The organism is Salinisphaera sp. S4-8 (assembly GCF_040361235.1).
GTDB lineage: Bacteria > Pseudomonadota > Gammaproteobacteria > Nevskiales > Salinisphaeraceae > Salinisphaera.
Genome location: NZ_APNF01000003.1, coordinates 180,632 through 202,500 on the forward strand (window position 1 = coordinate 180,632; position 21,869 = coordinate 202,500).

Genomic DNA, 21,869 nt, shown 5'->3' on the forward strand with positions numbered 1-21,869 from the left:
AAAAATGCCCGCGGCACAGCGCGGGCACCTATCATCGCGATTCTAGGGCATGCGAGTCGTACAGTCGCCCCGTACGACTCGCCGTGCCGCTCGGCGGCGATCAGTCGATCAGCGTCCAGGTGCCGTCGTGAATCTCGAGCATCCGGAATGCCGACAGATCCAGCCCCATATGATCGTCCGGGCTCATATTGAACACACCGCCCACGCCGACGAAGCCCTCGGTGGCTTCGATCTCGTCGCGAATCGCAGCACGATCAGCGCTGCCGGCCGCTTTGATGGCGTTAACGGCAATCATCAGCCCGTCATAGGCATGACCGCCGAACTGGGAGATGGATTCGTTGAAGGTGTCTTCGTATTCCTGCTTGTAGGCCAGTGCAACCTTCTTCTGCGGGTCGTCGTCATCCAGCTTCGAGGCGACCAGCAACGCACCGGCGGGCAGGCGTACGCCTTCAGCCGCATCGCCGGCCAGCTCGATGTATTTCTCCGAAGCCACGCCGTGGGATTGATAGAACGGCAGGTCGAGGCCGAGCTGCTTGTAGTTGCGGGTCACGATCGCCGGGCCCTGGCCGAAGCCGAAGTTGAGCACAGCCTGCACGCCCTGGGTGTTGGCGATATTGGTCAGCTGGGCGGTCATGTCGGTGTCGCTGTTGTTGTAGGTCTCATCCGCCACGATTTCGATATCGAATTCGGGCGCGGCTTCCAGCGTCTGCGTGCGTCCCGACTGGCCAAAGCCGCCCGAGCCCGAGATCAGGCCGATCTTGGTGAAACCGCGTTCCTTCATGTCCTTGAGGATCTTGCGCGCGGCCATGCGATCGGTATGCGGGGTCTTGAACACCCATTTCTTGACCGGGTCGATGATTTGGATCCCGCCGGCCAGCGAGATCAGCGCCACGCCCGAACGCTCGACCAGCGGCACCGCGGCCATGGTCGTGCCGGTGGTACTGCCGCCGACGATCACATCGACCTGGTCGGAATTGATCAGGCGCTTCACGAAAGTGCGCGCCTTGCCGGCATTACCGGAGGTGTCGTAATGCACCAGTTCCAGCGGGCGCCCGAGCACGCCGCCCTCGTCGTTGATCTTGTCGACCCAGTGTTCGAGCGTCTTGAGTTCCGGATCGCCCAGAAAGGACGCCGGCCCGGTGACCGATAGAAAAGTGCCGATCTTGATCGGCTTGCCGTCGGGGGCCGCGAACGCGGTCGTGCCGATGGATGCCAGTGCGAGCAGCAGCGCTGCCCCGAGTGTCTTGATTCGCATAACGTCTCCTTGGTTTCTCCCACCGCGTGCCCGTCGACCGTGGCCGACGCGTTGTTGTCATTCGTTGCGTGTTTCGCCTGTCTGTGGCGTATCGCGGATGCCCAGATAGGCGCGTTTCACCTCGGGGTGATCGGCCAGTTCCTGGCCGCTGCCGCTGACCGTGATTTCACCGGTTTCCAGCACGAAACCGCGGTCGGCGATCGCCAGCGCGCCGGCCGCATTCTGTTCGACCAGCAAAATGGTGATGCCGTCTTTATTGAGATTGCGCACGATCTCGAAGATCTCTTCGATGAGCAGCGGCGCCAGGCCCATGCTCGGCTCGTCGAGCAGCAACAGTCGGGGCCGTGCCATGAGCGCACGCCCGATCGCCAGCATCTGTTGCTGGCCGCCCGAGAGCATGCCGGCGGCCTGACGGCGTTTTTCCGCGAGAATGGGAAACAGCTCGTAGACCCAGTCGATATCGCGATCCACCGCCGCGCCGCGCCCACGCACATAGGCGCCCAGGGCCAGGTTGTCGGCGACCGACATAGGCCCGAAGACCTGGCGCCCCTCGGGCACCTGGGTAATGCCGCGGGCAACGCGTTTCTGGGCCTTGAGACGGCCGATGTCGGCGCCGTCGAAATGAATCTCGCCCTGGCTGTGCGGCTGAATGCCGGAGAGCGTGTTCAACAACGTGGTCTTGCCGGCACCATTGGCGCCCACCAGGGCGACCAGCTCGCCCTCGCGCACGTCGAGATCGATATCGCGCAGCGCGGTGACCGCGCCGTAACGGGTATGCAGGCCGCGAATACGCAGCAGCGGTTGGCCGTGACTCATGCGCCCCCCAGATATGCGGCAACGACCTCGGGGTCGTTCTGGACTTGCTGGGGGGTACCCTGGGCCAGCTTGCGGCCATAGTTGAGCACCAGCACGTCGTCGGAGACATCCATGACCAGCTTCATGTCGTGCTCGACCAGCACCACGGTGACCCCGCTCGCGGCCACCTCGCGTATGAGCTCGCCGATGGCATGGGTTTCGTTGGCGTTGAGCCCGGCGGCCGGCTCGTCGAGAAACAGCAGCTCGGGCTCGGCCGCCAATGCCCGCGCGATTTCCAGGCGCTTGAGCGCGCCGTAGGACATCTCGACCGGATGGGCGTCGAGCTGATTCGCCAGCCCGGTGAACCGCATCAGTTCGACCGCGCGTTCACGACAGTCCCGATCGCCTGCACGCACCGACTTCAGACGCAGCAGCGCTGATACGAAACCGCGATTGAGCCGCAAATGCCGACCCACCATCACGTTTTCGATCGCGGTCATGTTCATGCAGATCTGCAGGTTCTGGAACGTACGCCCGAGCCCGCGCTTTGCGAGCTCGTAGGGCGCCAGGCCACGCGTGTCGCGTTCGGCGAGCAGAATGTGGCCGTCCGTGGGCGTATAGATGCCGGTCAGCAGGTTGATCAGCGTCGTCTTGCCTGCGCCGTTGGGGCCGATGATGGAATGCACATCGCCGCGCGCCACCGTAAACGACAGATCGGCCACCGCATCGACGCCGCCGAAGGACTTGGTCAGCGCCCGGCATTCGAGGATCGCACTCATCGCCGACCTCCCGGCACCAGCCGCGCCAGCGTGGGAACCAGCCCGGTGGGCATGAAGATGACCACGACCATGAGGATCGCGCCCAGGATCATGACTTCGAGATCGTCCACCCCGGTCAGAAACTGCGGTAGCAGGGTAAGAATCAGCGCGCCTACGAGCGCGCCATAGGTCGAGGCCATGCCGCCCAGCACGACCATGGTCACGAACTCGATCGAGTAGATGAAATTGGCCAGATCCGGCGTCACGAACCCCGAATAATGGGCGGTGAGCACGCCGGCGAGTGCGGCCAGCACAGCCGAAACCACGAAGATCATCACCTTGTAGCCCAGCGTATGCACGCCCACCACCTCGGCGGCGACTTCCGAGCCGTGGACCGCACGCAGCGCCCGGCCTACCGGCGAATCGATGAGGTTGAGCGCAAGCCATACGGTGAGCACCAGCAGTACCGCGATCAGCGCATACCAGTAGCGCTCGTCGTAGAGATCGGTACCGCCGATCGACAATGGCGGCGCCATCATGCCGTCCGGCCCGCCGGTGATCCCGGCTTCGGTGCGCAGCACGATGGAAATGAGAATGCCCAGGCCCAGCGTGGCCATGGCCAGATAATGGCCGGACAGACGCAGAATCGGACGCGCGACTACGAAAGCCAGCACCGCGACCACGACGAGTGCGGCCGGCATGGACAGATAGACCGGCCAGCCGTAGTTCGCACTCAGTACCGCGGTCACATAGGCACCCAGGCCAAAGAACCCGGCATGGCCGAGACTGATCTGACCGGCATAGCCCATCAACAGATTCAGGCCGACCGCGACCATCGCATTGATGAGTACATGAATGGCCACGTCGTACTGATAGGGGTTGGAAAACAGCAGCGGCGCAGCAGCCAATACCAGCGCCAGGCCGATCAGCCCCGGGCGCGGAATCCGTTTGAGCATGCCCATCAGACCCGCTCCGTGGCACGCGAGCCAAACAGACCGCTAGGCAACAGAAACAGCACCAGCAGCACGATCACGAACGGCACGGCGTCCTTGTATTCCGACGAAATATAGCCGGCCGTGAATGCTTCCATGATACCCAGCAACAGGCCGCCGACCACTGCACCCAGCGGGCTGCCCAGCCCGCCCAGCACCGCGGCCACGAAGCCTTTCAGCCCCAGCATCACGCCGATATCGTAGGCGGTGAGCGTGATCGGCGCGGCCACCGCACCGGCCACCGCGCCCAGCGCGCCCGCCAGTGCGAACGACAGCATCAGAATGAAACGCGGGTTGATCCCCACCAGCCGTGCCGCATTGGGGTTGTGCGAAACCGCCAGCATCGCCTTGCCGGTGAGCGTGCGTTTGAAAAACCACGCCAGGGCACAGACCACGACCGCGCCGATGGCCAGCACCCACAGGCTCTGCGGCAGGATCGTCGCACCACCGATATTGATTGGCGTATTGCCGGTGAACGCCGGCAGCGCATGAATCGACTTGCCCCAGAAGAACTGAGCGCCGCCGCGAAGAAACAGCGATGCGCCGATCGTGATGATGATCAGAGGCACGATATCGTTGGTCGCGGCCCGTTCGATCGCGAGCTTTTCAATGAGTATCGCGGCCAGCACGGCCAACCCGATCGCGCAGACGATCGCCAGCGGCATCGGCAGCCCGTACTGCATGAGCATGACCGAGCCCAACCCGCCGATCATCAGGAACTCGCCTTGGGCGAAATTGATGATATGGCTGGCGTTATAAATGATCGTAAAACCCAGGGCCACGAGCGCATAGGTCGAGCCCGCGGTCAGCCCCGAGAACAGATACTGCATGAACTCAGCGAACACGGCGCACCTGCTGTCGGCGCGCATGGCCGCGCGTATCGAATACAGGGGCGGCGTTCACGAGTTCTGTGCAGGCGCCGCAAAGCGCAGGTGCACGCCCCGGGCATCCGGTCGTCTTCACTGATTTTCTCCTCTTCCTCTCGCACCGGCTGGGCCGGCTTTGACCCGCCTTGTCATCGCGCGGGCTTTAATCGTTATCGCGGGGCATCGCACATTGCGCCCCATGGCGCCGGCCCGGCTTTTCTCTGCCGTTTCGAATACTGCCGCCGCATCTCTTTAAAGCGATACTACATCAAATACTATATTCCGAAACAAGTATCACATTTATAAAAAACTAGACGCATGCTACACACAATGGCAGCGGTTAAATCTTTATTTATTACTATAAATCATGCAGTTGAATTACTTTTGACATTGATCAATTCCATTGATTTCAATTCTTTGCATCGCTTCAAACGTGCGCGCATGTATCAGTTGAGTGTTCTCGCCTGCCCCATACCGAGCGAAAGGGCAACGACGTGCCGCCCTCCTCCGATTCACCTTTTCTGCCAGGCCACTACGGTCTGAACCATGCCGTATCGACCCCTCGATCCAGGCCGAACTCGCTTGACACCTGCCCTATTACTTAACATGCTAAACAAAATAAGTCGAACCCTGATTCAGGTGTCCGGGGTCGGTGCCGCCAGCCTGCCTTACACGGCGGTCTGGCGATCCGATCCATAACAGGCCTGGCCCGTAGCGCACGGGATCCGGGATCGCGAGAACAAACAAAGCGACAACAAGCACCGGACGCGGGCGGCCGCGAACGGCATGGCGACGAGGAGAGTCCCGATGAGCGAAAAGACCCTGACGTCTTCCGGTTTCTATGTATCCGCCGAGGCGTTCGTGCCCACCGACAACCCGGTGCCCACGCCCAGCGCCCCGCCGCCGGATATCCTGCGCTGTGCCTATATGGAGATCGTGGTTTCGGATCTGGCGGCCTCGCGCGCCTTCTATGTCGACGTGCTCAATCTGGTGGTCACCACCGAAAGCGACGACGCCATCTATTTGCGTACCACCGAGGAATTCATCCATCACAACGTGGTGCTGCGCGCCGGGCTGGTGCCGGCGGTGGCGGTGTTTGCCTATCGCGTGCGCTCGCCGGCCGAACTCGACAAGGCGGTCGCCTTCTATACCGAGCTGGGCTGTCGCGTCGAACGGCGCAAGGAAGGCTTTGTTCAGGGCGTGGGCGATTCGGTCCGCGTCGAGGACCCGCTGGGCTTTCCCTGCGAATTCTTCTACGACGTGGAACACGTCGAACGCCTGGCCTGGCGCTACGACCTGCACAACGCCGGCGCGCTGGTGCGGCTCGACCACTTCAATCAGGTCACCCCCGACGTGCCGCGGGCAACCCGTTTCATGCAGGACCTGGGTTTTCGTGTCACCGAAGACATTCAGGACGAAAACCAGACCGTTTACGCGGCCTGGATGCGGCGCAAATCCACCGTGCACGATACCGCCATGACCGGCGGCGAAGGCCCGCGCATGCACCACATCGCCTTCGCGACCCACGAAAAACACAACATTCTGTATATCTGCGACAAGCTCGGCGCGCTGCGCCTGTCCGACTGTATCGAGCGTGGGCCCGGCCGTCATGGCGTATCCAACGCCTTCTATCTCTACCTGCGTGACCCGGACGGGCATCGCATCGAGATCTATACCCAGGACTATTACACCGGCGACCCCGACAACCCGGTCGTCACCTGGGACGTACATGACAACCAGCGCCGCGACTGGTGGGGCCATGCCGTGGTGCCCTCCTGGTATACCGAGGCCTCACGCGTGCTCGATCTCGACGGCAATGCGCAGCCGGTCGTCGCCCGCAGCGACGACTCGGAAATGGCGGTCACCATCGGTGCGGACGGCTTTTCCTATACCCGTCGAAACGAGCGCGACGACGACAGCGAATACAAACTCGGCCACCAGTTGTAGCCGCGCTACGGGCAGCAGCTTCACGCCAGGCCACGGGCGACGAAGTAGGCCGCCACGAGCGGCTTGATGCACAATAAAAAGACGCTCGATGCCCCGGCCCTTACCGAACCCGCGTGCGGCGTGCGCTGGCCGCAACTCAGCGCGCGCCCGCCTGGCGCCACGGTTCGTCGCCGGTGTATCCAACCCAACGTCTTCGAGAAGCCGGCCCGATGAGCCAGACAAGCAACCCTGCACGACAACGCCATTACAAACGCCATCCGCTGGAGACCCGGCATGCCCTGCCGATGACCCTGCTGCGCGCACGCGAGTCGGTGATGGCGCGGTTTCGGCCCATGCTCAACGCGCACGGCATTTCCGAACAGCAATGGCGGGTCATGCGCGTGCTCGCCGAGGAAGGCGTGCTCGACGCAACCGAGATTTCCGGGCGGGCCTGTATCTTCGCCTCCAGCCTGTCGCGCATCATCAAGACGCTGGAAAAACAGGGCGCGCTGGTACGCGAACGCTGTGCCGACGATGCCCGCCGGGTACAGCTACGCCTGACCGATCAGGGCTATCGAACGGTGGCCGAGATCACGCCCGAGAGCGTGGCAATCTACCGCGAGCTCGAAGAAAAATTCGGCCGCGAGCGCGTGGCCACGCTCATCGACATGCTCAACGAACTCGTCGATATGGAATAAAACCCGGTCGCGCGATCGGCACCTTGGCACGGTTGACGCCTGCGGTTTTATTTAACATGATAAATAAAACAACAAGACAAGAGGAGAACCCCACATGCCGCATCTGTGCATGGAGTATTCGGCCAATCTGGCCGAGCAGGTGGACCTGAACGGCCTGTGCAGCCGGCTCAACGCCACCCTGCTGGATACCGGCTTTTTCGAGCCCGGCGCCATTCGCGTACGCACCCTGCGCTGCGACCACTACGCCGTGGCCGACGAACTACCCGAAAACGCGTTCCTCGATGCCTCGCTTCGTATTGGCGAAGGCCGCAGCGAAAACGATCGCGCGCAGATCGGCGAAGCGCTGTTCGCCTGTCTTCAGAGCGAGCTGGCCACGCTGTTCGAGGCCCCGCACTTCTGTCTATCGCTCGAGATTCGCGAAATTTCGCGCGAACTGAGCTGGAAGAAGAACGCCATTCACCCGCGCCTGCGCGGCCAGTCCTAGCCCGGAGCTGTCATGGCCTCATTCCAAGACAATCTCGATAAAGCCCAATCCTATCTCGCGCGTTTTCGTGACCACGGCGTGCTCAACCAGATCGACGGCCAGGCCGTGCCCGCTGCAAGCGGCAAGACCTTCGAAACGATTTCGCCGGTCGATCAAGCCAAACTCGCCGATGTCGCCCATGGCGGCGCCGAGGATATCGACCGCGCCGCCCAGGCCGCTAAGGCCGCATTCGGCGCATGGCGGGATATGGACGGCGCCGAGCGCAAGAAAATCCTGCACAAGGTGGCCGATGCCATCGAAGCCCGGGCCGAGGAAATCGCCCTGGTGGAATGCATGGATACCGGCCAGGCGTTTCGCTTCATGTCCAAGGCGGCCCTGCGCGGCGCGGCGAACTTTCGCTTTTTTGCCGACCGCGCACCCGGCGCACGCGACGGTCAGTCGCTGAAAGCCCCGGGGCAGATCAATATCACCACGCGTACGCCGATCGGCCCGGTGGGCCTGATCACGCCGTGGAATACGCCGTTCATGCTCTCGACGTGGAAAATCGCCCCGGCACTGGCTGCCGGCTGCACCATCGTGCACAAACCAGCCGAGTTCTCACCGCTGACCGCGCGTCTGCTGGTGGAAATCGCGGAAGAGGCGGGCCTGCCGAAAGGCGTATGGAACACGGTCAACGGATTCGGCGAGGACGCCGGCAAGGCGCTGACCGAACACCCGGCGATCAAGGCTATCGGCTTCGTGGGCGAAAGCCGGACCGGACAGATGATCCTCGGCCAGGGCGCAGCCACGCTCAAACGCGTGCACTTCGAACTGGGCGGCAAAAACCCGGTGGTGGTGTTTGCCGATGCCGATCTGGATCGCGCGGCCGATGCCGCACTGTTCATGATCTATTCGCTCAACGGCGAGCGCTGTACCTCGTCGAGCCGCGTGCTCGTCGAGCAGTCGATCCACGACGCATTCGTGGCCAAGCTCGCCGAGCGCGCCGCGAATATCAAAGTGGGCCATCCGCTGGACCCGGCGACCGTGATAGGCCCGCTGATCCACCCCTCGCACGAAGAAAAGGTGCGGTCGTATTTCGAGATTGCGCAGGAAGAAGGCGCAACCATTGCCACCGGCGGTGAAAAAGCGACCGACGGCGATCTGGCCGCCGGCTGCTACGTGAAACCGACGCTGTTCACCAACGCTCGCGGTTCCATGCGCATTGCCCAGGAAGAGATCTTCGGCCCGGTATTGACCGCGATTCCGTTTGCCGACGAAGCCGAAGCGCTCGAACTGGCCAACGGTGTCGACTACGGCCTGGCCGGCTATGTCTGGACCCGCGACATGACCCGTGCCCTGCGCTTCACCGAGCAGATGGACGCCGGCATGATCTGGGTGAACTCGCAGAACGTGCGCCATTTGCCGGCCCCGTTCGGCGGCATGAAGGACTCGGGCATCGGCCGCGACGGCGGCGATTATTCCTTCGATTTCTATATGGAAACCAAGAACATCGCCCTGGCGACCGACGACCGGCCCATCCCCCGTTTGGACACGCCCTAGACCGGTTCGCGCTCGCTGGCCGGCCGCCGCCAGGCCGCTGGCCGCGTTGCCCCCTCATCCCGATGGAAGATCTCATGACCGACGTACAACGCCCCAGGATTTCGAGTTTCGTTCGTCACGGCCAGCGCAGCTATGGTGCGGTCGTCGATGGCGGCATCGTCGATCTGGGCGCACGCCATGGCACGCGCTGGCCCACGCTCGATGCCGTGCTCGCCGACGGCGCCCTGGACGAACTGGCCGAGTCGGCGACCGGTGAAAGCCCCAATTTCGGCCTCGACGAGGTCGTTTTCGATATCCCGATCGCCCGCCCCGGCAAGATCATCTGCGTGGGCGTGAACTACCCCGACCGCAACGCCGAGTACAAGGACGGCCAGGACCTGCCGCCCTATCCGTCGATCTTCATTCGTTTTCCGGAAAGCTTCGTCGGCCACGGCCAGGCGATCGTGCGTCCGCCGGAATCCGAAAAGCTCGACTACGAGGGCGAACTGGTGCTCGTCATCGGCCGCGAAGGCCGGCGTATCCCCGAAGACGCCGCACTCGATCATGTCGCCGCGATCACCCTGGCCAACGAGGGCACGATTCGCGACTGGGTGCGCCATGCCAAATTCAACGTCACGCAAGGCAAGAATTTCGATCGCACCGGCGCAATCGGGCCGTGGCTGGTGCCGTTCCAGGACGAACGCCAGATTGCGGATATCGAACTGACCACGCGCGTGAATGGCGAGGTACGCCAGCACGATCGCACCGCGCGCATGATGTTCGGCTTCAAATACCTGATTTCCTATATCTCGACCTTCACCACGCTCAAGCCGGGCGACGTCATCATCACCGGCACGCCCACCGGCGCGGGCGCTCGCCTGGATCCGCCCGTCTGGCTCAAGCCCGGTGATGTGGTGGAAGTCGAAGCCGAGGGCGTGGGCATCCTCTCCAACCGCGTGGAAGACGAGCTATGACCCTCGATACCTCGCAGATCGAAGCCGCCGCCCAGGCGCTGCTCGCCGCCGAGGCCGAGCGGCGCCAGATCGGCCTGTTGTCGATCGCGCATCCGGCCATGACGCTCGACGACGCCTATGCGATCCAGGCTGCGCAGATGCGGCCCAAGCGAGATGCCGGCCGGCGGATTCTGGGCTGGAAGATCGGGCTGACCTCGAAAGTCATGCAGGACGCCCTCGGTATCGACACGCCCGACAGCGGTGTGCTCTACGACGACATGCTGTTCGAAAGCGGCGCGCGCGTGCCAAACACCCGCTATATCGAACCGCGTGTGGAAGCCGAGATCGCCTTCGTGCTCAAGGCGCCGCTGGAAGGCGAGGTCAGCCGTGCCGACGTGCTGGCCGCGACCGATTATGTGGTGCCGGCGCTCGAAATCCTGGATACCCGGATTCTGCGTGCCGACCCGGAAAGCGGCCAGCGCCGCCGTATCGTGGATACGGTGGCGGACAACGCCGCGAATGCCGGCATCGTGCTCGGCGAGGCACGGCATGCGCCGGATGCCTTCGATCTGCGCTGGGTGGGCGCGATCGTCAAGCACAACGACGAAACCGTGGCCACGGGCCTGGGCGCCGGCGTACTCGACGATCCGGTCACCGGCCTGGTCTGGCTCGCCCGCCGTATGCATACCTACGGCCAGCGCATGAACGCCGGCGACGTGGTGCTCTCCGGCTCTTTCATCAGCCCCATCGAATGCCCGAGCGGCACCCGTATCGATGCCGATTTCGGCCGCTTCGGGCGTGTAGGTATCGACTTCGCCTAGGTGCGCGCCATGTCCCAACTGCCTGTCAATCAATTCAAGCAACGCCTGCGCCGCGGCGAGGCCCAGATCGGCCTGTGGGTGGCCAGCGGTGATCCCAGCGTAGCCGAGATCTGCTCGCATACGGGGTTCGACTGGCTGGTCATCGACGGCGAGCACGGCCCGAATGGCTTGCGCGACGTGCTCGCCCAGCTGCGCGCGATCGGCGATACGCGCTCGCAGCCCGTGGTTCGGGTCAAGGACGACGACCGGGCCGGTATCAAGCAGGTGCTGGATATCGGTGCGACGAGTCTGCTGGTGCCGATGATCGAATCGGCCGAGCAGGCCCGCCAGGTGGTCGCTTCGGTGCAGTACCCGCCTGCCGGCAAACGCGGGATCGGCGCGGCCCTGGCGCGTGCCTCGGCCTATAACACCCATCGCGATTATCTGGACGCGGCCGATGCCCAGATCTGTCTGTTGCTGCAGATCGAATCCCGTGCCGGGCTGGCCGCGCTCGACGACATCCTCGCTGTCGACGGGGTCGATGGCGTGTTCATCGGCCCGGCCGATCTGGCCGCGGATATGGGCCACCGGGGCGACCCGACCCATCCCGAGGTACGCGCGAGCGTGGAAGACGCCATCGCCCGAATCGTGGCCGCCGGCAAACCGGCCGGGATGTTGTCGTCGAACCGGGATTTTTCCAGTCACTGTCTGGCACTCGGCGCGACCTTCGTGGCCGTCGGCAGCGATGTGGGCCTACTGGTCAACGCCGCGCGCCAGCTGCGCGCCGACTACGACGAAACCTAAAACAAGCCGTGCACATGGGCCGCGCGAGACGGCCCGAGCCATCGCTGGTCTGCCATCGAAAAAAAACCACAGGCAGAGCCGACGACCGTTACGAGGAGATATGTTCATGCAGTTTCATCATCATGGTTATGTCTCGGGCGACCCGAAGCTCGAGCCCGCCGCCGGATACGGCATCGATCGCGCCCCCGATCTGCCCGATACGATCGATGTACTCATCGTGGGCGCCGGGCCGGCCGGTGTGGTGACCGCCGCCCAGCTGTCCCAGTTTCCCGACGTCAATACGCGACTGATCGAGGCCCGCCCGCACCGGCTCGAAGTAGGCCAGGCCGACGGCATTCAGGCGCGCAGCGTGGAAACCTTTCAGGCCTTCGGTTTCGCCGGCGCGATTACCGAGGAGGCCTATCGCATCACGGAAATGGCGGTATGGCGCCCGGATGTCGACAACCCGGCCCATATCGCCCGCGCCTCGGTGCCGGTGGACGATCCGCAGGGCATTAGCGAATTTCCGCATCTGATCGTGAACCAGGCCCGCGTACAGGATTATTTCGTCGAATTCATGGAGAAATCGCCGGCCCGGATCAGCCCGGATTACGGCATCGAATTCGTCGGCCTGGAATATGCGGATGACGACGCGTATCCGTTGCGCGTGCAGCTGCGCCATACCGACGCCGCCCGCGAAGGCGAGCTGCGCACGGTCCGGGTGAAGTATCTGGTGGGCTGTGATGGTGCGCACAGCCAGGTACGCAAGGCGATCGGGCGCGAAATGCACGGCCAGCAGGCGGCCCATGCCTGGGGCGTGGTCGATGCCCTGGCAGTGAGCGATTTCCCGGATATCCGCAAGAAATGCATCATCCAGTCCAAGGCCGGCGGCAACATCCTGCATATCCCGCGCGAAGGCGGGCATCTGTTTCGTATGTATGTGGATCTGGGCGAAGTGGCAACCGACGACGCCAGCCGCAGCATCCGCCAGACCTCGCTGGAAGAAACGGTGGCCAAGGCCAACGAAATCCTGCACCCCTACACGATCGAGGTACGCAGCATCGCCCGCTATAGCGTCTATGAAGTCGGCCACCGGCTGACCGAAAAGTTCGACGATTGCGACGATCCGCACTCGCGCACACCGAACGTGCTGATTACCGGCGACGCCTGTCATACCCACAGCGCCAAGGCCGGCCAGGGCATGAATGTCTCGATGCAGGACGGCTTCAATCTGGGCTGGAAACTTGGTTACGTGCTCGATGGCCGTAGCCCGGCGACTCTGCTCAATACCTATTCGGCCGAGCGCCAGGAGATCGCCCAGAATCTGATCGATTTCGATCGCGAATGGTCGACGCTCATGGCCACCCGCGAAGAGGATTTCGACGACCCCGGCCAGCTCGAGGATTTCTATGTGAAGGCCGCGGAATTCCCGGCCGGCTTCATGACCGAATACAAACCCTCGATGATCACCGGCGAGCCGTCGCACCAGTCTCTGGCCCCGGGTTTTCCGATCGGCAAACGCTTCAAGTCCGCGCCCGTGGTGCGGGTATGCGATGCTAATCCGTTGCAGCTGGGCCACCAGGCCCGCGCGGACGGGCGCTGGCGGCTTTATGTATTCGCCGACCGCGCAGCGGCCGAGCCCAACTCGGCGCTATCGCAGTGGGCGCAATGGCTGGTCGAAGCGCCCACATCCCCGGTACGCGCCTGCACGCCGAAAAACCGCGGTCCAAACCATCTTTTCGATGTAAAAGTCATTTACCCGCAGGGCCATGCCGAGGTCGATATCAACGCGGTGCCCAAGGCATTCATGCCGCGCACCGGGCCGTTCGACCTGATCGACTACGAAAATGTGTTCGCCCTCGACCCGAACGCGGATATTTTCGACCTGCGCGGGATCGACCCTGCACAAGGCGCGCTGGTCATCGTGCGCCCCGACCAGTACGTGGCGCACGTGCTGCCGCTGGGCGCGACCGACGAACTGGCGGCATTCTTCGAGCCGATCCTGCTCGCGCCCACCGCTTCGCACGACTAGACAATGACGCGACGCCCCACGGGCGTTTCGCCCAGCACAATAAGAAGGCCCAGCGCCCAAGGAGATGTCATGGTGTTTCAAGCAATGCGTGAGCGGTTTTTGCATCGCCTGTGGGCGGCGGTGCTGCTGAGCCTTGTCGGTTTGCTGCCGGTCAACGCGTTCGCACAGAACGCGGCCGGCACGAACGTCGAACTCTTGTTGCTAGGTACGAAAGGCGGGCCGGCGCTGCTCACGCCCAAGCGTATTTCGCAATCGAGCGCGCTGATTGTCGACGATGAAATCGTGATGATCGATGCCGGCTACGGTGCGAGCCTGCGTCTGGCCGAAGCCGGGCACAGTCTTAAACATCTGCGCTCGATCTTCATCACCCACCTGCACAGTGACCACGTGCTCGACTACCCGGCCCTGATCATGAACGCCTGGGCCACCGGTTTGAAACAGCCGGTCGATGTCTATGGCCCGGCGGGCATGCAGACGATGACCGATCAGGTTTGGAAGATGTTCGCGGTCGATATCGGCAAGCGCGTCGCCGACGAGGGCCGCCCCGATCCGCGTAAACTCGTGAGCGTGCACGAGATCGATGCCGGGCCGGTCGTCGACGCCACCATGAAGGTGTCGGCACTGCGTGTACCGCATCCGCCGTTCGGCGATGGCGAGGCGTTCGCCTATCGTTTTCAGGTGGCCGGCAAGACGATCGTGTTCACCGGCGATTTGCACGCCTTCCCGGATGGCTTCGCGGCATTTGCCCGGAACGCGGACATCATGGTCAGCGAAATGGTCAACGCCGATGCCGTACAGGCCTTGTCCCAACGTATTGGCAACGGCGACACGCTGGCCAAAGCCATTCTGTCGCATCATGTGACCGGCGCCCAGGTCGGCCGCGCCGCGCAGGCCGCGCACGTCAAGAAGCTGGTACTCAGCCATTTGGTGCCGGCCGACGATCCCTCCGTAACCGAGCAGAGCTGGATCGACGCAGTACGGGGTGATTACGACGGGCCCGTGGTCGTCGGGCGTGACGGCATGGGCATCCACGTGGCGGGGACACAAGCGAAGGCCGGGTCTGAGTAGTCCGGCCGTACCGGCGTAACGATCTTCCCGCGCCGCAGCGCCCGCGGTCGCGCGTTAATACGTCGCATCGTGTGCGTTTGGCCTGGCGTAAAATAGCGCCATGACCGCTACGAAAAAACGCGACTACATCACCCGTGCCGGCTGGCAGAAGCTGGCCGACGAACTGGATTATCTCTGGCGCGAAAAACGCCCGCACGTGACCCGCGAACTGTCGGCGGCGGCCGCCGAGGGCGACCGTTCCGAGAACGCCGAATACATCTATCGCAAGAAAGAGCTGCGTGAAATCGATCGGCGGGTACGTTATCTGGGCAAGCGCATCGACGAACTGACCGTGGTCGATGCCATTCCCGACGACCCGGACAAGGTGTTCTTCGGTGCCTGGATCGACGTGATCGACGCCGACGACAGCGAGCATCGTTATCGAATCGTAGGCGCCGATGAAACCGATGCGGCCACGGGCGCCATCAGCCTGAATTCGCCGGTCGCCCGCGCGCTGATCGGCAAACGGCTGGGCGATATCGTGGAAATCGCGCTGCCGCAGGGCGCGCGCGAGCTCGAGATTCTGGCGATTCACTATACGCCGCCGGCCGACTGAACCACGCGCTCCGCCATCGGTGTAGCATACAGCCGACCATGGCCGGACTATTCACCCTGAGCACCGACAGCGTACTGCGCGAACGCGCCTTCATGCTGCTGTTGAGCGGGCGCGTGACCGCCACACTGGCGACCCAGATCCAGTCCGTGGTGGTGGGCTGGCAACTCTATGCGATGACACGCGATCCGCTCACCCTCGGCTGGGTGGGCCTGGCCCAGTTTCTACCGATGGCGCTGCTGGTGCTGCCCGCAGGCGATGCCGCCGATCGGCTGCCGCGGCGGCTGATCCTGGCCACCAGCTGGCTGGTTCAGGCGATCGCGGCGCTGCTGTTTCTGGCGCTCACGCTCTCGGCCACCGAGTCGCCCATCGGCTTTTTCGGCGTGCTGGTGCTGTTCGGCATGGCGCGCGCGTTTGCCGGGCCGGGCATGCAGTCGCTGCTGCCACAGGTGGTCGGCGAGCAGCGTCTGCCGAAAGCCATCGCCTGGAATTCATCGGCATTCCAGGTGGCGGTCATCGGCGGCCCGGCCCTCGGCGGGGCCGTCTATCTGGCCGGGCCCGCCTTTGCCTATGGGCTGTGCGCAGGCCTGTTCGCGGCCGCCGCGGTGGCGATCGCGGCGATTCGCCAACATTTGCCCGCCCGTGCCGATACCAGCCGCGCGAGTGCATTCGCGCGATTTACGGCAGGAATCGTGTATGTGCGCACGCGCCCGATCATTCTGGGCGCAATTTCGCTGGATCTGTTCGCGGTGTTGCTGGGCGGGGCGACCGCCCTGCTGCCTGTCTATGCCCACGAGATTCTGCATGTCGGCCCGGCCGGGCTGGGCGTGCTGCGTAGCGCGGTCGCGATCGGTGCCTTTTCGATGGGCATCTATCTGGGCCGCAATGCACTCGAACGCCGCGCCGGCGCGCTCATGTTCGCGGCGGTCGCGGTCTTTGGCGTGGCCACCATCGTGTTCGGTCTGTCGACGAGTTTCGTGCTGTCGTTTATCGCCCTGCTGGTCATGGGCGCGGCCGACATGATTAGCGTGTTCGTGCGCTCGTCGCTCATTCAGCTGGCCACGCCCGATGCCATGCGCGGACGGGTGAACGCGGTGAACATGCTGTTTATCGGTGCTTCCAACGAACTCGGCGAATTCGAGTCCGGCGTAACGGCGGCGCTGTTCGGAACCGTCGGGGCGGTGGTGTTCGGCGGCGTGGGCACGCTGGTGGTGGTCGCGGCCTGGATGGCGCTGTTCCCAGCCCTGCGCCGTGTCGATCGGCTCAACGACGTCGCGACTACCGCGCCTAGCCACCCGCACCGCGCGTGACCGGCGTTTCCACCGGCCGGGCCAGTCCTTCGGCACGGGTGGTTTCCAGCGCACTTTGCGATGACGGCGTCGCCTCGCCTGCCTGCGACGATTCGGCCTGCTTGTCGCCCGCCTGTTCGGGGCGCACGTGCACGGTCGCCGACAAACCGACCGTGAGCACGCGCGTATCCGGCCGACTATCGAAACGAATGGTCACCGGCACACGTTGGGCCAGGCGTACCCACTGGAACACCGGGTCGACATTGGGCAGGTTGCGCTCGCCCGGCGCGTTGTTGGCCACGGCAATGCCCCGCCCGATGCTGGCAACCCGGCCGTGCAGCGGCTGTTCGCTGGACATGAGGTCGATATCCACGGGATCGCCGATATCGATATGGGCGAGTTTGGTTTCTTCGAAATAGGCGGTCACGCGAAAGGTTTCAGCGTCGACGAGCGTCATCATCGACTGGCCCTGGCTGGCGTAATCGCCTTCGTCGAGCAACAGATGGGTCACATAGCCGTCTACCGGCGACCGCACGGTTGCCCATTCGAGATCCTGGCGCGCCTGCGCCAGCCGGGCTTTTGCCTGGCTCACCGATGCCGCCGCCGATGCGGCCTGCGACTGTGCCTGTTGCAAATCCTGAGTGGACACACCACCGCGCGGCAACCGCTCCAGCCGGTGAGCGTTGCGCCGCGCGAAACTCTCTTGGGCCCGTGCCTGTTCGAGGGCAGCCTTGGCTTCGGCAACCGTGTTCTCGAAGCGCACCGGTTCGATGGCGAACAACAGATCCCCCTTGTGGACATAGCTGTCGTCGGTGACCGCTACGCGCGCGACCGTGCCCGATACCTCGGGCGCGATATTCACCACATCGGCCTGCACGCGCGCATCCCGCGTCCAGGGCGCATACACATAGTGCTGCCAGGCAAACCAGCCAAGCACGACTGCCACGGCAACGACGATGAGGGTCGACACCACGCGCAATGTCACAGCGAGAAAACGTTTGGAATCCGCCATTCAGAACAACCTTGGATAACCGTGGTGATACAGCGTCGCTGGCTGCGGGTTGGCGCTGCTCACGGGCCGAATACCAGCATGAGGCTGGCCAGCAAAATCACGAACAATGCCGCCCCGGCCAGCGCCGGATGCCAGAACAGCCGATGCGCGCGGCTACGCAACAATAACGGCTGTAACAGCAGATAGATCAGCCCCGTGGCAGCCAGGAAGGCGAGGAACAGCGGCAGGTAGATACCGCCGAAGGAAATCTGTTCAGACAACACGATGGGCCTCCCCCAGACGAACGGAGCCGGCATCGGAGTTTTCTCTGGCCAGACCGTAATCGGCCAGCGCCGCTGCCACCAGCTCGGCGGCTACCGCGGCCCGTACACCATGGCGCAAGCGCAGGCGCGGTGTGAACGTCAGCGCTTCGTCGAGCATTTGCCGGGCCAGGGTATTGGTACGGGTCTGCATCGCAAAGACATCGGCGACGGGCGGATAACCGTGGGCGAACATCTGTTCCAGCTCGGCCAGTTCCTCGTGCACACTGGACTGCACGGGCTCGCTAAACCCGGCCCGTAGGCTCAAAACGCGTAACGAACGCGCCTCGATACCCATATTCACGGCAGAGAAAGCGGCCTGACGCGCACTCACATGGGTACGGCCCTTATCGGCGGCCACCGGCAAACGCAATAGTCGGTCGTAAACCCGGGTTTCGAAGCGCTCGCGCGAGCCGGTAAAGCCCTTGGCCAGCTCCCCGAACATGCCGGCCAGACGTTCACGCAACAGATCGCGCGGCGTGACTGGCAGGATGATCGCGAATGCGGCAAGCGCCAGAATGACAGCCAGTTCCGCGCCCATGAATGCCTCGGCAAAGCGTACGAAATCCTGGCGTGCGCCGTTGGCAGGATTCACCAGCAGCGCAAACTGCACCAGGCTGATACGCCCGATCAAGGCCCATTGCGGTGTGGCCATGGCCAGACTGGCCACGAACACGAACGGCATGATCACGACCATCAGCATGACGAAGCCGTTGACCGCGGGCAGCAATATAAAATTGGCGATGAATGCCGCGACGCCGGCACACACCCCGCCGATACCGAAGCCACGGGCACCGCCGGCCGGGTCGTCGCCCAGGGCGAACAGCGTGGTGAGTACCGCCAGCAATACCATCATGCCGCTTAATGCCTGCGCATCATGGGTCGCCCAGATCGCCGCGCCGACCGCGATCGCCGTCGCCGCGCGCGCGGTCGTACGCAACGATTCGCGTAGCGAAACGGCGGTTTGGAATTCGTTGCGCCGCGGGGCTGCGCGTGCATTCTTCTTCTCCGACAGCAACAGGCCGTGTTTGATGACGGCAGCACGCATGCGGTTGGCCAAATCCAGCGCACGGGTGATGATCACCCAGTCCACCAACGAGCGCCGGCGATCGTTTGCGCGATCGGCGCGTGCGTTGGTGAGGACGGCGTTGTAGGCCTTGCTGAACGCGAGTTTGATGGCCGACGTGTCGTTCGGATCCTTCTCCAGCAGTGCTGCAGCCTCGTCGAGCCGGCGTAGCGGCGCGCGGTCGATACGATCGCCGAACTTGCCCAGATAGACCTGCAGCGAGGCCATCGCACTCACCAGCGAGAGCAACTCGTAATCGAGTCGGCGCGCCAATCGGTCGTACTCGGCAAAAGCCGGCTCGTCGTAACGTGCGTACTGGCGCGTCTGCTCCAGCGCGAGTGTTTTGTTCACGAGCGCATGCAGTTCCGGGTGTGGCGTATTCGGATCGCCCGCATCGCCATGCCCGGCTTGATCCGCGTCGGGATTACGCTCGATGCGGCGCATCTGTGCACCCATCGCCTTGAGCGCGTCGATACGGGCGGCGCGATACTTGCGGGCGGTAATCCCCGGGGCAAGCAGCACACTCACGAACGCGGCCACCACCGCCGCCAGGGCCGTTTCTGCCGTGCGCGCCACCGCGACCGAGAATACTGTCGATGGGTCGCTCATCGCGCGTACGCCGACAATCATCGTCACATAGCCCGCCAGCACGAAGCCGTAGGACATGTTGTTGCGAAAAAGGCTCGCGCAGAAGACCATCAAGCTGACCCACAGCACGAGGCTGATACAAAACAAGGTATAGCTCTGCGCGAACAACGCGATCAGCGTCACCGACACCACCCCGGCGATAAACGTGCCAAGCAGACGCGAAAACGCCCGCACCACCAGAAAACCCGGTAGCGGCTGAATGAGGATCGCGACGTTGATGAATGCCCAGTAGGCATTATCCAGTTGCAGCCAGAACGCAAGATAAAGCGAAAGCGCAACCGAAATACAACAACGGATCGCGAACGACAGGTTTTCGGCGCTCGGCGCCAGCAGCCAGCCCAGTCGTTGCATCATTGCATTATACAATCATATCGCGCACAACCATAGTCGCTTATCGAGGCGATACTCGGTCTTTGGCGCGTCTCGCTCGCGGCTTTCGCTTGTACAGCCTGCGCGCGCGGCGTACCGCCGGGTAACGCGTAGAACGCACCAGCCATCCCCGCGGGCCGGTTTGCCGGCCACTACGCTATTGTACGGTGCGGGCCATAGCCATCGCTGCGCATCGCTATCCGGGGATGGCCGAACGAAACACCTTTGCCCTGCCTAACCGACGTTGGCGACCAGCACCTCGTCTGACTGTGCCCGACTCGCCAACTGATTCGATTGCTAACGAAACACGCGTGCTGTCGGCGTACGTCGGATTACAGCCACCTTGCCTGGTTTGCTTCCTACAACAACGCCTGCCACAAAAAACCGCACGCGCTCGAACCGGCTTTCGAACGCCGCAGCATATTGCTTTCGGCCGGGGTCAGGGACCATGCCGCGTGAATTTTTAACGGGCATAAAAAAAGCCCCGAGCGCATGCTCGGGGCTTTTTAATTAAGAGCCTGGCGGTGACCTACTCTCGCACGGGGAGACCCCGCACTACCATCGGCGCTGAGTGGTTTCACTTCCGAGTTCGGAATGGGATCGGGTGGTTCCCACTCGCTATGGCCGCCAGGCAAACTGGAAAACAATCTATATGCAATCGAACACTGCGTTTGTATAGGCACGTAAAAGCGCTTGAGCGTTATATGACCAAGCCTCACGGGCAATTAGTACCAGTAAGCTGAACACGTTGCCGTGCTTACACATCTGGCCTATCAACGTCCTCGTCTTGGACGACCCTTAAGAGCCCTCAAGGGGCTAGCGAGATCTCATCTTGAGGTGGGCTTCGCGCTTAGATGCTTTCAGCGCTTATCCCTTCCGCACGTAGCTACCCGGCAATGCCACTGGCGTGACAACCGGAACACCAGAGGTGCGTCCATCCCGGTCCTCTCGTACTAAGGACAGATCCTCTCAAATCTCGAACGCCTACGGCAGATAGGGACCGAACTGTCTCACGACGTTCTAAACCCAGCTCGCGTACCACTTTAAATGGCGAACAGCCATACCCTTGGGACCTGCTTCAGCCCCAGGATGTGATGAGCCGACATCGAGGTGCCAAACTCCTCCGTCGATGTGGACTCTTGGGAGGAATCAGCCTGTTATCCCCGGCGTACCTTTTATCCGTTGAGCGATGGCCCTTCCATACAGAACCACCGGATCACTAAGACCTACTTTCGTACCTGCTCGACCCGTCGGTCTCACAGTCAAGCACCCTTTTGCCTTTGCACTCGTTGCGCGATTTCCGACCGCGCTGAGGGTACCTTTGCACTCCTCCGTTACTCTTTGGGAGGAGACCGCCCCAGTCAAACTACCCACCATACACTGTCCCTGGCCCAGATTATGGGCCTAGGTTAGAACCTCAAACATTTCAGGGCGGTATTTCAAGGGTGGCTCCACGCCGGCTAGCGCCGACGCTTCAAAGCCTCCCGCCTATCCTACACAAAAATGTTCAAAATCCAGTGTAAAGCTGTAGTAAAGGTGCACGGGGTCTTTCCGTCTTGCCGCAGGAACACTGCATCTTCACAGCAATTTCGATTTCACTGAGTCTCGGGTGGAGACAGTGTGGCCATCGTTACGCCATTCGTGCAGGTCAGAACTTACCTGACAA

Annotated in this window: 19 protein-coding genes and 2 rRNA genes (1 of these 21 cut by a window edge); 11 read left to right on the forward strand and 10 right to left on the reverse strand. The window is 63.0% G+C overall.

What is annotated here, in order from left to right; genetic code table 11:
* Positions 1-100: 100 nt before the first annotated feature.
* Genes S4A8_RS05955 through S4A8_RS05975 form a run of 5 tightly spaced genes read right to left on the reverse strand, consistent with a single transcriptional unit; the run spans position 101 to position 4,645 of the window.
* Positions 101-1,255: an ABC transporter substrate-binding protein gene (locus tag S4A8_RS05955; protein ID WP_353219437.1), complete on the reverse strand. Its 1,155-nt coding sequence runs from the start codon at positions 1,253-1,255 to the stop codon at positions 101-103.
* A gap of 57 nt (positions 1,256-1,312) precedes the next feature.
* Positions 1,313-2,071 (reverse strand): ABC transporter ATP-binding protein, encoded by a 759-nt coding sequence (locus tag S4A8_RS05960; protein WP_353219438.1) that lies wholly within the window; start codon positions 2,069-2,071, stop codon positions 1,313-1,315.
* Complete coding sequence (locus S4A8_RS05965) at positions 2,068-2,829, reverse strand: ABC transporter ATP-binding protein (protein WP_353219439.1); 762 nt, start codon at positions 2,827-2,829, stop codon at positions 2,068-2,070. Before S4A8_RS05965 ends, S4A8_RS05960 begins: the two co-directional genes overlap by 4 nt.
* A complete protein-coding gene (locus tag S4A8_RS05970; protein WP_353179138.1) occupies positions 2,826-3,770 on the reverse strand; it encodes a branched-chain amino acid ABC transporter permease in 945 nt (314 codons plus the stop codon). The genes S4A8_RS05965 and S4A8_RS05970 overlap by 4 nt, the downstream gene beginning before the upstream one ends.
* Positions 3,770-4,645, reverse strand: coding sequence for a branched-chain amino acid ABC transporter permease (locus S4A8_RS05975; RefSeq protein ID WP_353179140.1), 876 nt, complete (start codon positions 4,643-4,645; stop codon positions 3,770-3,772). Before S4A8_RS05975 ends, S4A8_RS05970 begins: the two co-directional genes overlap by 1 nt.
* Positions 4,646-5,473: 828 nt before the next feature.
* Here S4A8_RS05975 and hpaD point away from each other — a divergent pair.
* The 11 genes from hpaD (at position 5,474) to S4A8_RS06030 (ending at position 16,830) form a co-directional block, all read left to right on the forward strand.
* Entirely contained in the window at positions 5,474-6,613 is a 1,140-nt protein-coding gene (hpaD, locus tag S4A8_RS05980; protein WP_353179142.1) for a 3,4-dihydroxyphenylacetate 2,3-dioxygenase, read from the forward strand.
* A gap of 209 nt (positions 6,614-6,822) precedes the next feature.
* A complete protein-coding gene (hpaR, locus tag S4A8_RS05985) occupies positions 6,823-7,290 on the forward strand; it encodes a homoprotocatechuate degradation operon regulator HpaR (protein ID WP_353179144.1) in 468 nt (155 codons plus the stop codon).
* Between the two features lie 94 nt (positions 7,291-7,384).
* The gene (locus S4A8_RS05990) at positions 7,385-7,774 is read left to right on the forward strand and encodes a 5-carboxymethyl-2-hydroxymuconate Delta-isomerase (protein WP_353219440.1); all 390 of its coding nucleotides are present in this window, start codon (positions 7,385-7,387) and stop codon (positions 7,772-7,774) included.
* A gap of 12 nt (positions 7,775-7,786) precedes the next feature.
* Entirely contained in the window at positions 7,787-9,313 is a 1,527-nt protein-coding gene (gene hpaE, locus S4A8_RS05995) for a 5-carboxymethyl-2-hydroxymuconate semialdehyde dehydrogenase (RefSeq protein WP_353179147.1), read from the forward strand.
* A gap of 74 nt (positions 9,314-9,387) precedes the next feature.
* Positions 9,388-10,266 carry a fumarylacetoacetate hydrolase family protein gene (locus S4A8_RS06000; RefSeq protein WP_353219441.1) on the forward strand — a complete coding sequence of 293 codons (879 nt, stop codon included), beginning with the start codon at positions 9,388-9,390 and terminating at the stop codon, positions 10,264-10,266.
* Positions 10,263-11,066, forward strand: coding sequence for an FAA hydrolase family protein (locus tag S4A8_RS06005; RefSeq protein WP_353219442.1), 804 nt, complete (start codon positions 10,263-10,265; stop codon positions 11,064-11,066). The genes S4A8_RS06000 and S4A8_RS06005 overlap by 4 nt, the downstream gene beginning before the upstream one ends.
* A gap of 9 nt (positions 11,067-11,075) precedes the next feature.
* On the forward strand, positions 11,076-11,849 hold the full coding sequence (locus S4A8_RS06010; RefSeq protein ID WP_353219443.1) for an HpcH/HpaI aldolase family protein: 774 nt from the start codon (positions 11,076-11,078) through the stop codon (positions 11,847-11,849).
* A 106-nt stretch (positions 11,850-11,955) separates the two neighbouring features.
* Positions 11,956-13,860 carry an FAD-binding monooxygenase gene (locus S4A8_RS06015; protein WP_353219444.1) on the forward strand — a complete coding sequence of 635 codons (1,905 nt, stop codon included), beginning with the start codon at positions 11,956-11,958 and terminating at the stop codon, positions 13,858-13,860.
* A 120-nt stretch (positions 13,861-13,980) separates the two neighbouring features.
* The gene (locus S4A8_RS06020; RefSeq protein WP_502950709.1) at positions 13,981-14,928 is read left to right on the forward strand and encodes an MBL fold metallo-hydrolase; all 948 of its coding nucleotides are present in this window, start codon (positions 13,981-13,983) and stop codon (positions 14,926-14,928) included.
* 100 nt (positions 14,929-15,028) lie between these two features.
* The gene (greB, locus tag S4A8_RS06025; RefSeq protein WP_353219446.1) at positions 15,029-15,523 is read left to right on the forward strand and encodes a transcription elongation factor GreB; all 495 of its coding nucleotides are present in this window, start codon (positions 15,029-15,031) and stop codon (positions 15,521-15,523) included.
* 38 nt (positions 15,524-15,561) lie between these two features.
* Positions 15,562-16,830: an MFS transporter gene (locus S4A8_RS06030; RefSeq protein ID WP_353179155.1), complete on the forward strand. Its 1,269-nt coding sequence runs from the start codon at positions 15,562-15,564 to the stop codon at positions 16,828-16,830.
* On the opposite strand, the gene S4A8_RS06035 is transcribed toward S4A8_RS06030, so the two are convergent.
* The 5 genes from S4A8_RS06035 to S4A8_RS06055 all read right to left on the reverse strand — a co-directional run.
* Positions 16,808-17,821, reverse strand: coding sequence for an efflux RND transporter periplasmic adaptor subunit (locus S4A8_RS06035; RefSeq protein ID WP_353219447.1), 1,014 nt, complete (start codon positions 17,819-17,821; stop codon positions 16,808-16,810). The genes S4A8_RS06030 and S4A8_RS06035 overlap by 23 nt on opposite strands.
* Positions 17,822-17,880: 59 nt before the next feature.
* The gene (locus S4A8_RS06040) at positions 17,881-18,081 is read right to left on the reverse strand and encodes a DUF1656 domain-containing protein (RefSeq protein ID WP_353219448.1); all 201 of its coding nucleotides are present in this window, start codon (positions 18,079-18,081) and stop codon (positions 17,881-17,883) included.
* Positions 18,074-20,188 carry an FUSC family protein gene (locus S4A8_RS06045; protein WP_353219449.1) on the reverse strand — a complete coding sequence of 705 codons (2,115 nt, stop codon included), beginning with the start codon at positions 20,186-20,188 and terminating at the stop codon, positions 18,074-18,076. Before S4A8_RS06045 ends, S4A8_RS06040 begins: the two co-directional genes overlap by 8 nt.
* A 531-nt stretch (positions 20,189-20,719) precedes the next feature.
* Positions 20,720-20,835 (reverse strand): 5S ribosomal RNA (gene rrf / locus S4A8_RS06050).
* Positions 20,836-20,907: 72 nt separating this feature from the next.
* A 23S ribosomal RNA gene (locus S4A8_RS06055) occupies positions 20,908-21,869 on the reverse strand (it continues 1,933 nt past the right edge of the window).

Excerpts from the sequence above, each read along its gene's own strand:
- S4A8_RS06045 (WP_353219449.1), bottom strand. The coding sequence starts at position 20,188 with ATGATGCAACGACTGGGCTGGCTGCTGGCGCCGAGCGCCGAAAACCTG.
- S4A8_RS06015 (WP_353219444.1), top strand. The coding sequence starts at position 11,956 with ATGCAGTTTCATCATCATGGTTATGTCTCGGGCGACCCGAAGCTCGAG.
- hpaR (WP_353179144.1), top strand. The coding sequence starts at position 6,823 with ATGAGCCAGACAAGCAACCCTGCACGACAACGCCATTACAAACGCCAT.
- S4A8_RS05960 (WP_353219438.1), bottom strand. The coding sequence starts at position 2,071 with ATGAGTCACGGCCAACCGCTGCTGCGTATTCGCGGCCTGCATACCCGT.
- S4A8_RS06005 (WP_353219442.1), top strand. The coding sequence starts at position 10,263 with ATGACCCTCGATACCTCGCAGATCGAAGCCGCCGCCCAGGCGCTGCTC.
- greB (WP_353219446.1), top strand. The coding sequence starts at position 15,029 with ATGACCGCTACGAAAAAACGCGACTACATCACCCGTGCCGGCTGGCAG.
- S4A8_RS06035 (WP_353219447.1), bottom strand. The coding sequence starts at position 17,821 with ATGGCGGATTCCAAACGTTTTCTCGCTGTGACATTGCGCGTGGTGTCG.
- S4A8_RS05955 (WP_353219437.1), bottom strand. The coding sequence starts at position 1,255 with ATGCGAATCAAGACACTCGGGGCAGCGCTGCTGCTCGCACTGGCATCC.
- S4A8_RS06010 (WP_353219443.1), top strand. The coding sequence starts at position 11,076 with ATGTCCCAACTGCCTGTCAATCAATTCAAGCAACGCCTGCGCCGCGGC.
- S4A8_RS06030 (WP_353179155.1), top strand. The coding sequence starts at position 15,562 with ATGGCCGGACTATTCACCCTGAGCACCGACAGCGTACTGCGCGAACGC.
- S4A8_RS05965 (WP_353219439.1), bottom strand. The coding sequence starts at position 2,829 with ATGAGTGCGATCCTCGAATGCCGGGCGCTGACCAAGTCCTTCGGCGGC.
- S4A8_RS06000 (WP_353219441.1), top strand. The coding sequence starts at position 9,388 with ATGACCGACGTACAACGCCCCAGGATTTCGAGTTTCGTTCGTCACGGC.
- hpaD (WP_353179142.1), top strand. The coding sequence starts at position 5,474 with ATGAGCGAAAAGACCCTGACGTCTTCCGGTTTCTATGTATCCGCCGAG.
- hpaE (WP_353179147.1), top strand. The coding sequence starts at position 7,787 with ATGGCCTCATTCCAAGACAATCTCGATAAAGCCCAATCCTATCTCGCG.
- S4A8_RS05970 (WP_353179138.1), bottom strand. The coding sequence starts at position 3,770 with ATGGGCATGCTCAAACGGATTCCGCGCCCGGGGCTGATCGGCCTGGCG.
- S4A8_RS05990 (WP_353219440.1), top strand. The coding sequence starts at position 7,385 with ATGCCGCATCTGTGCATGGAGTATTCGGCCAATCTGGCCGAGCAGGTG.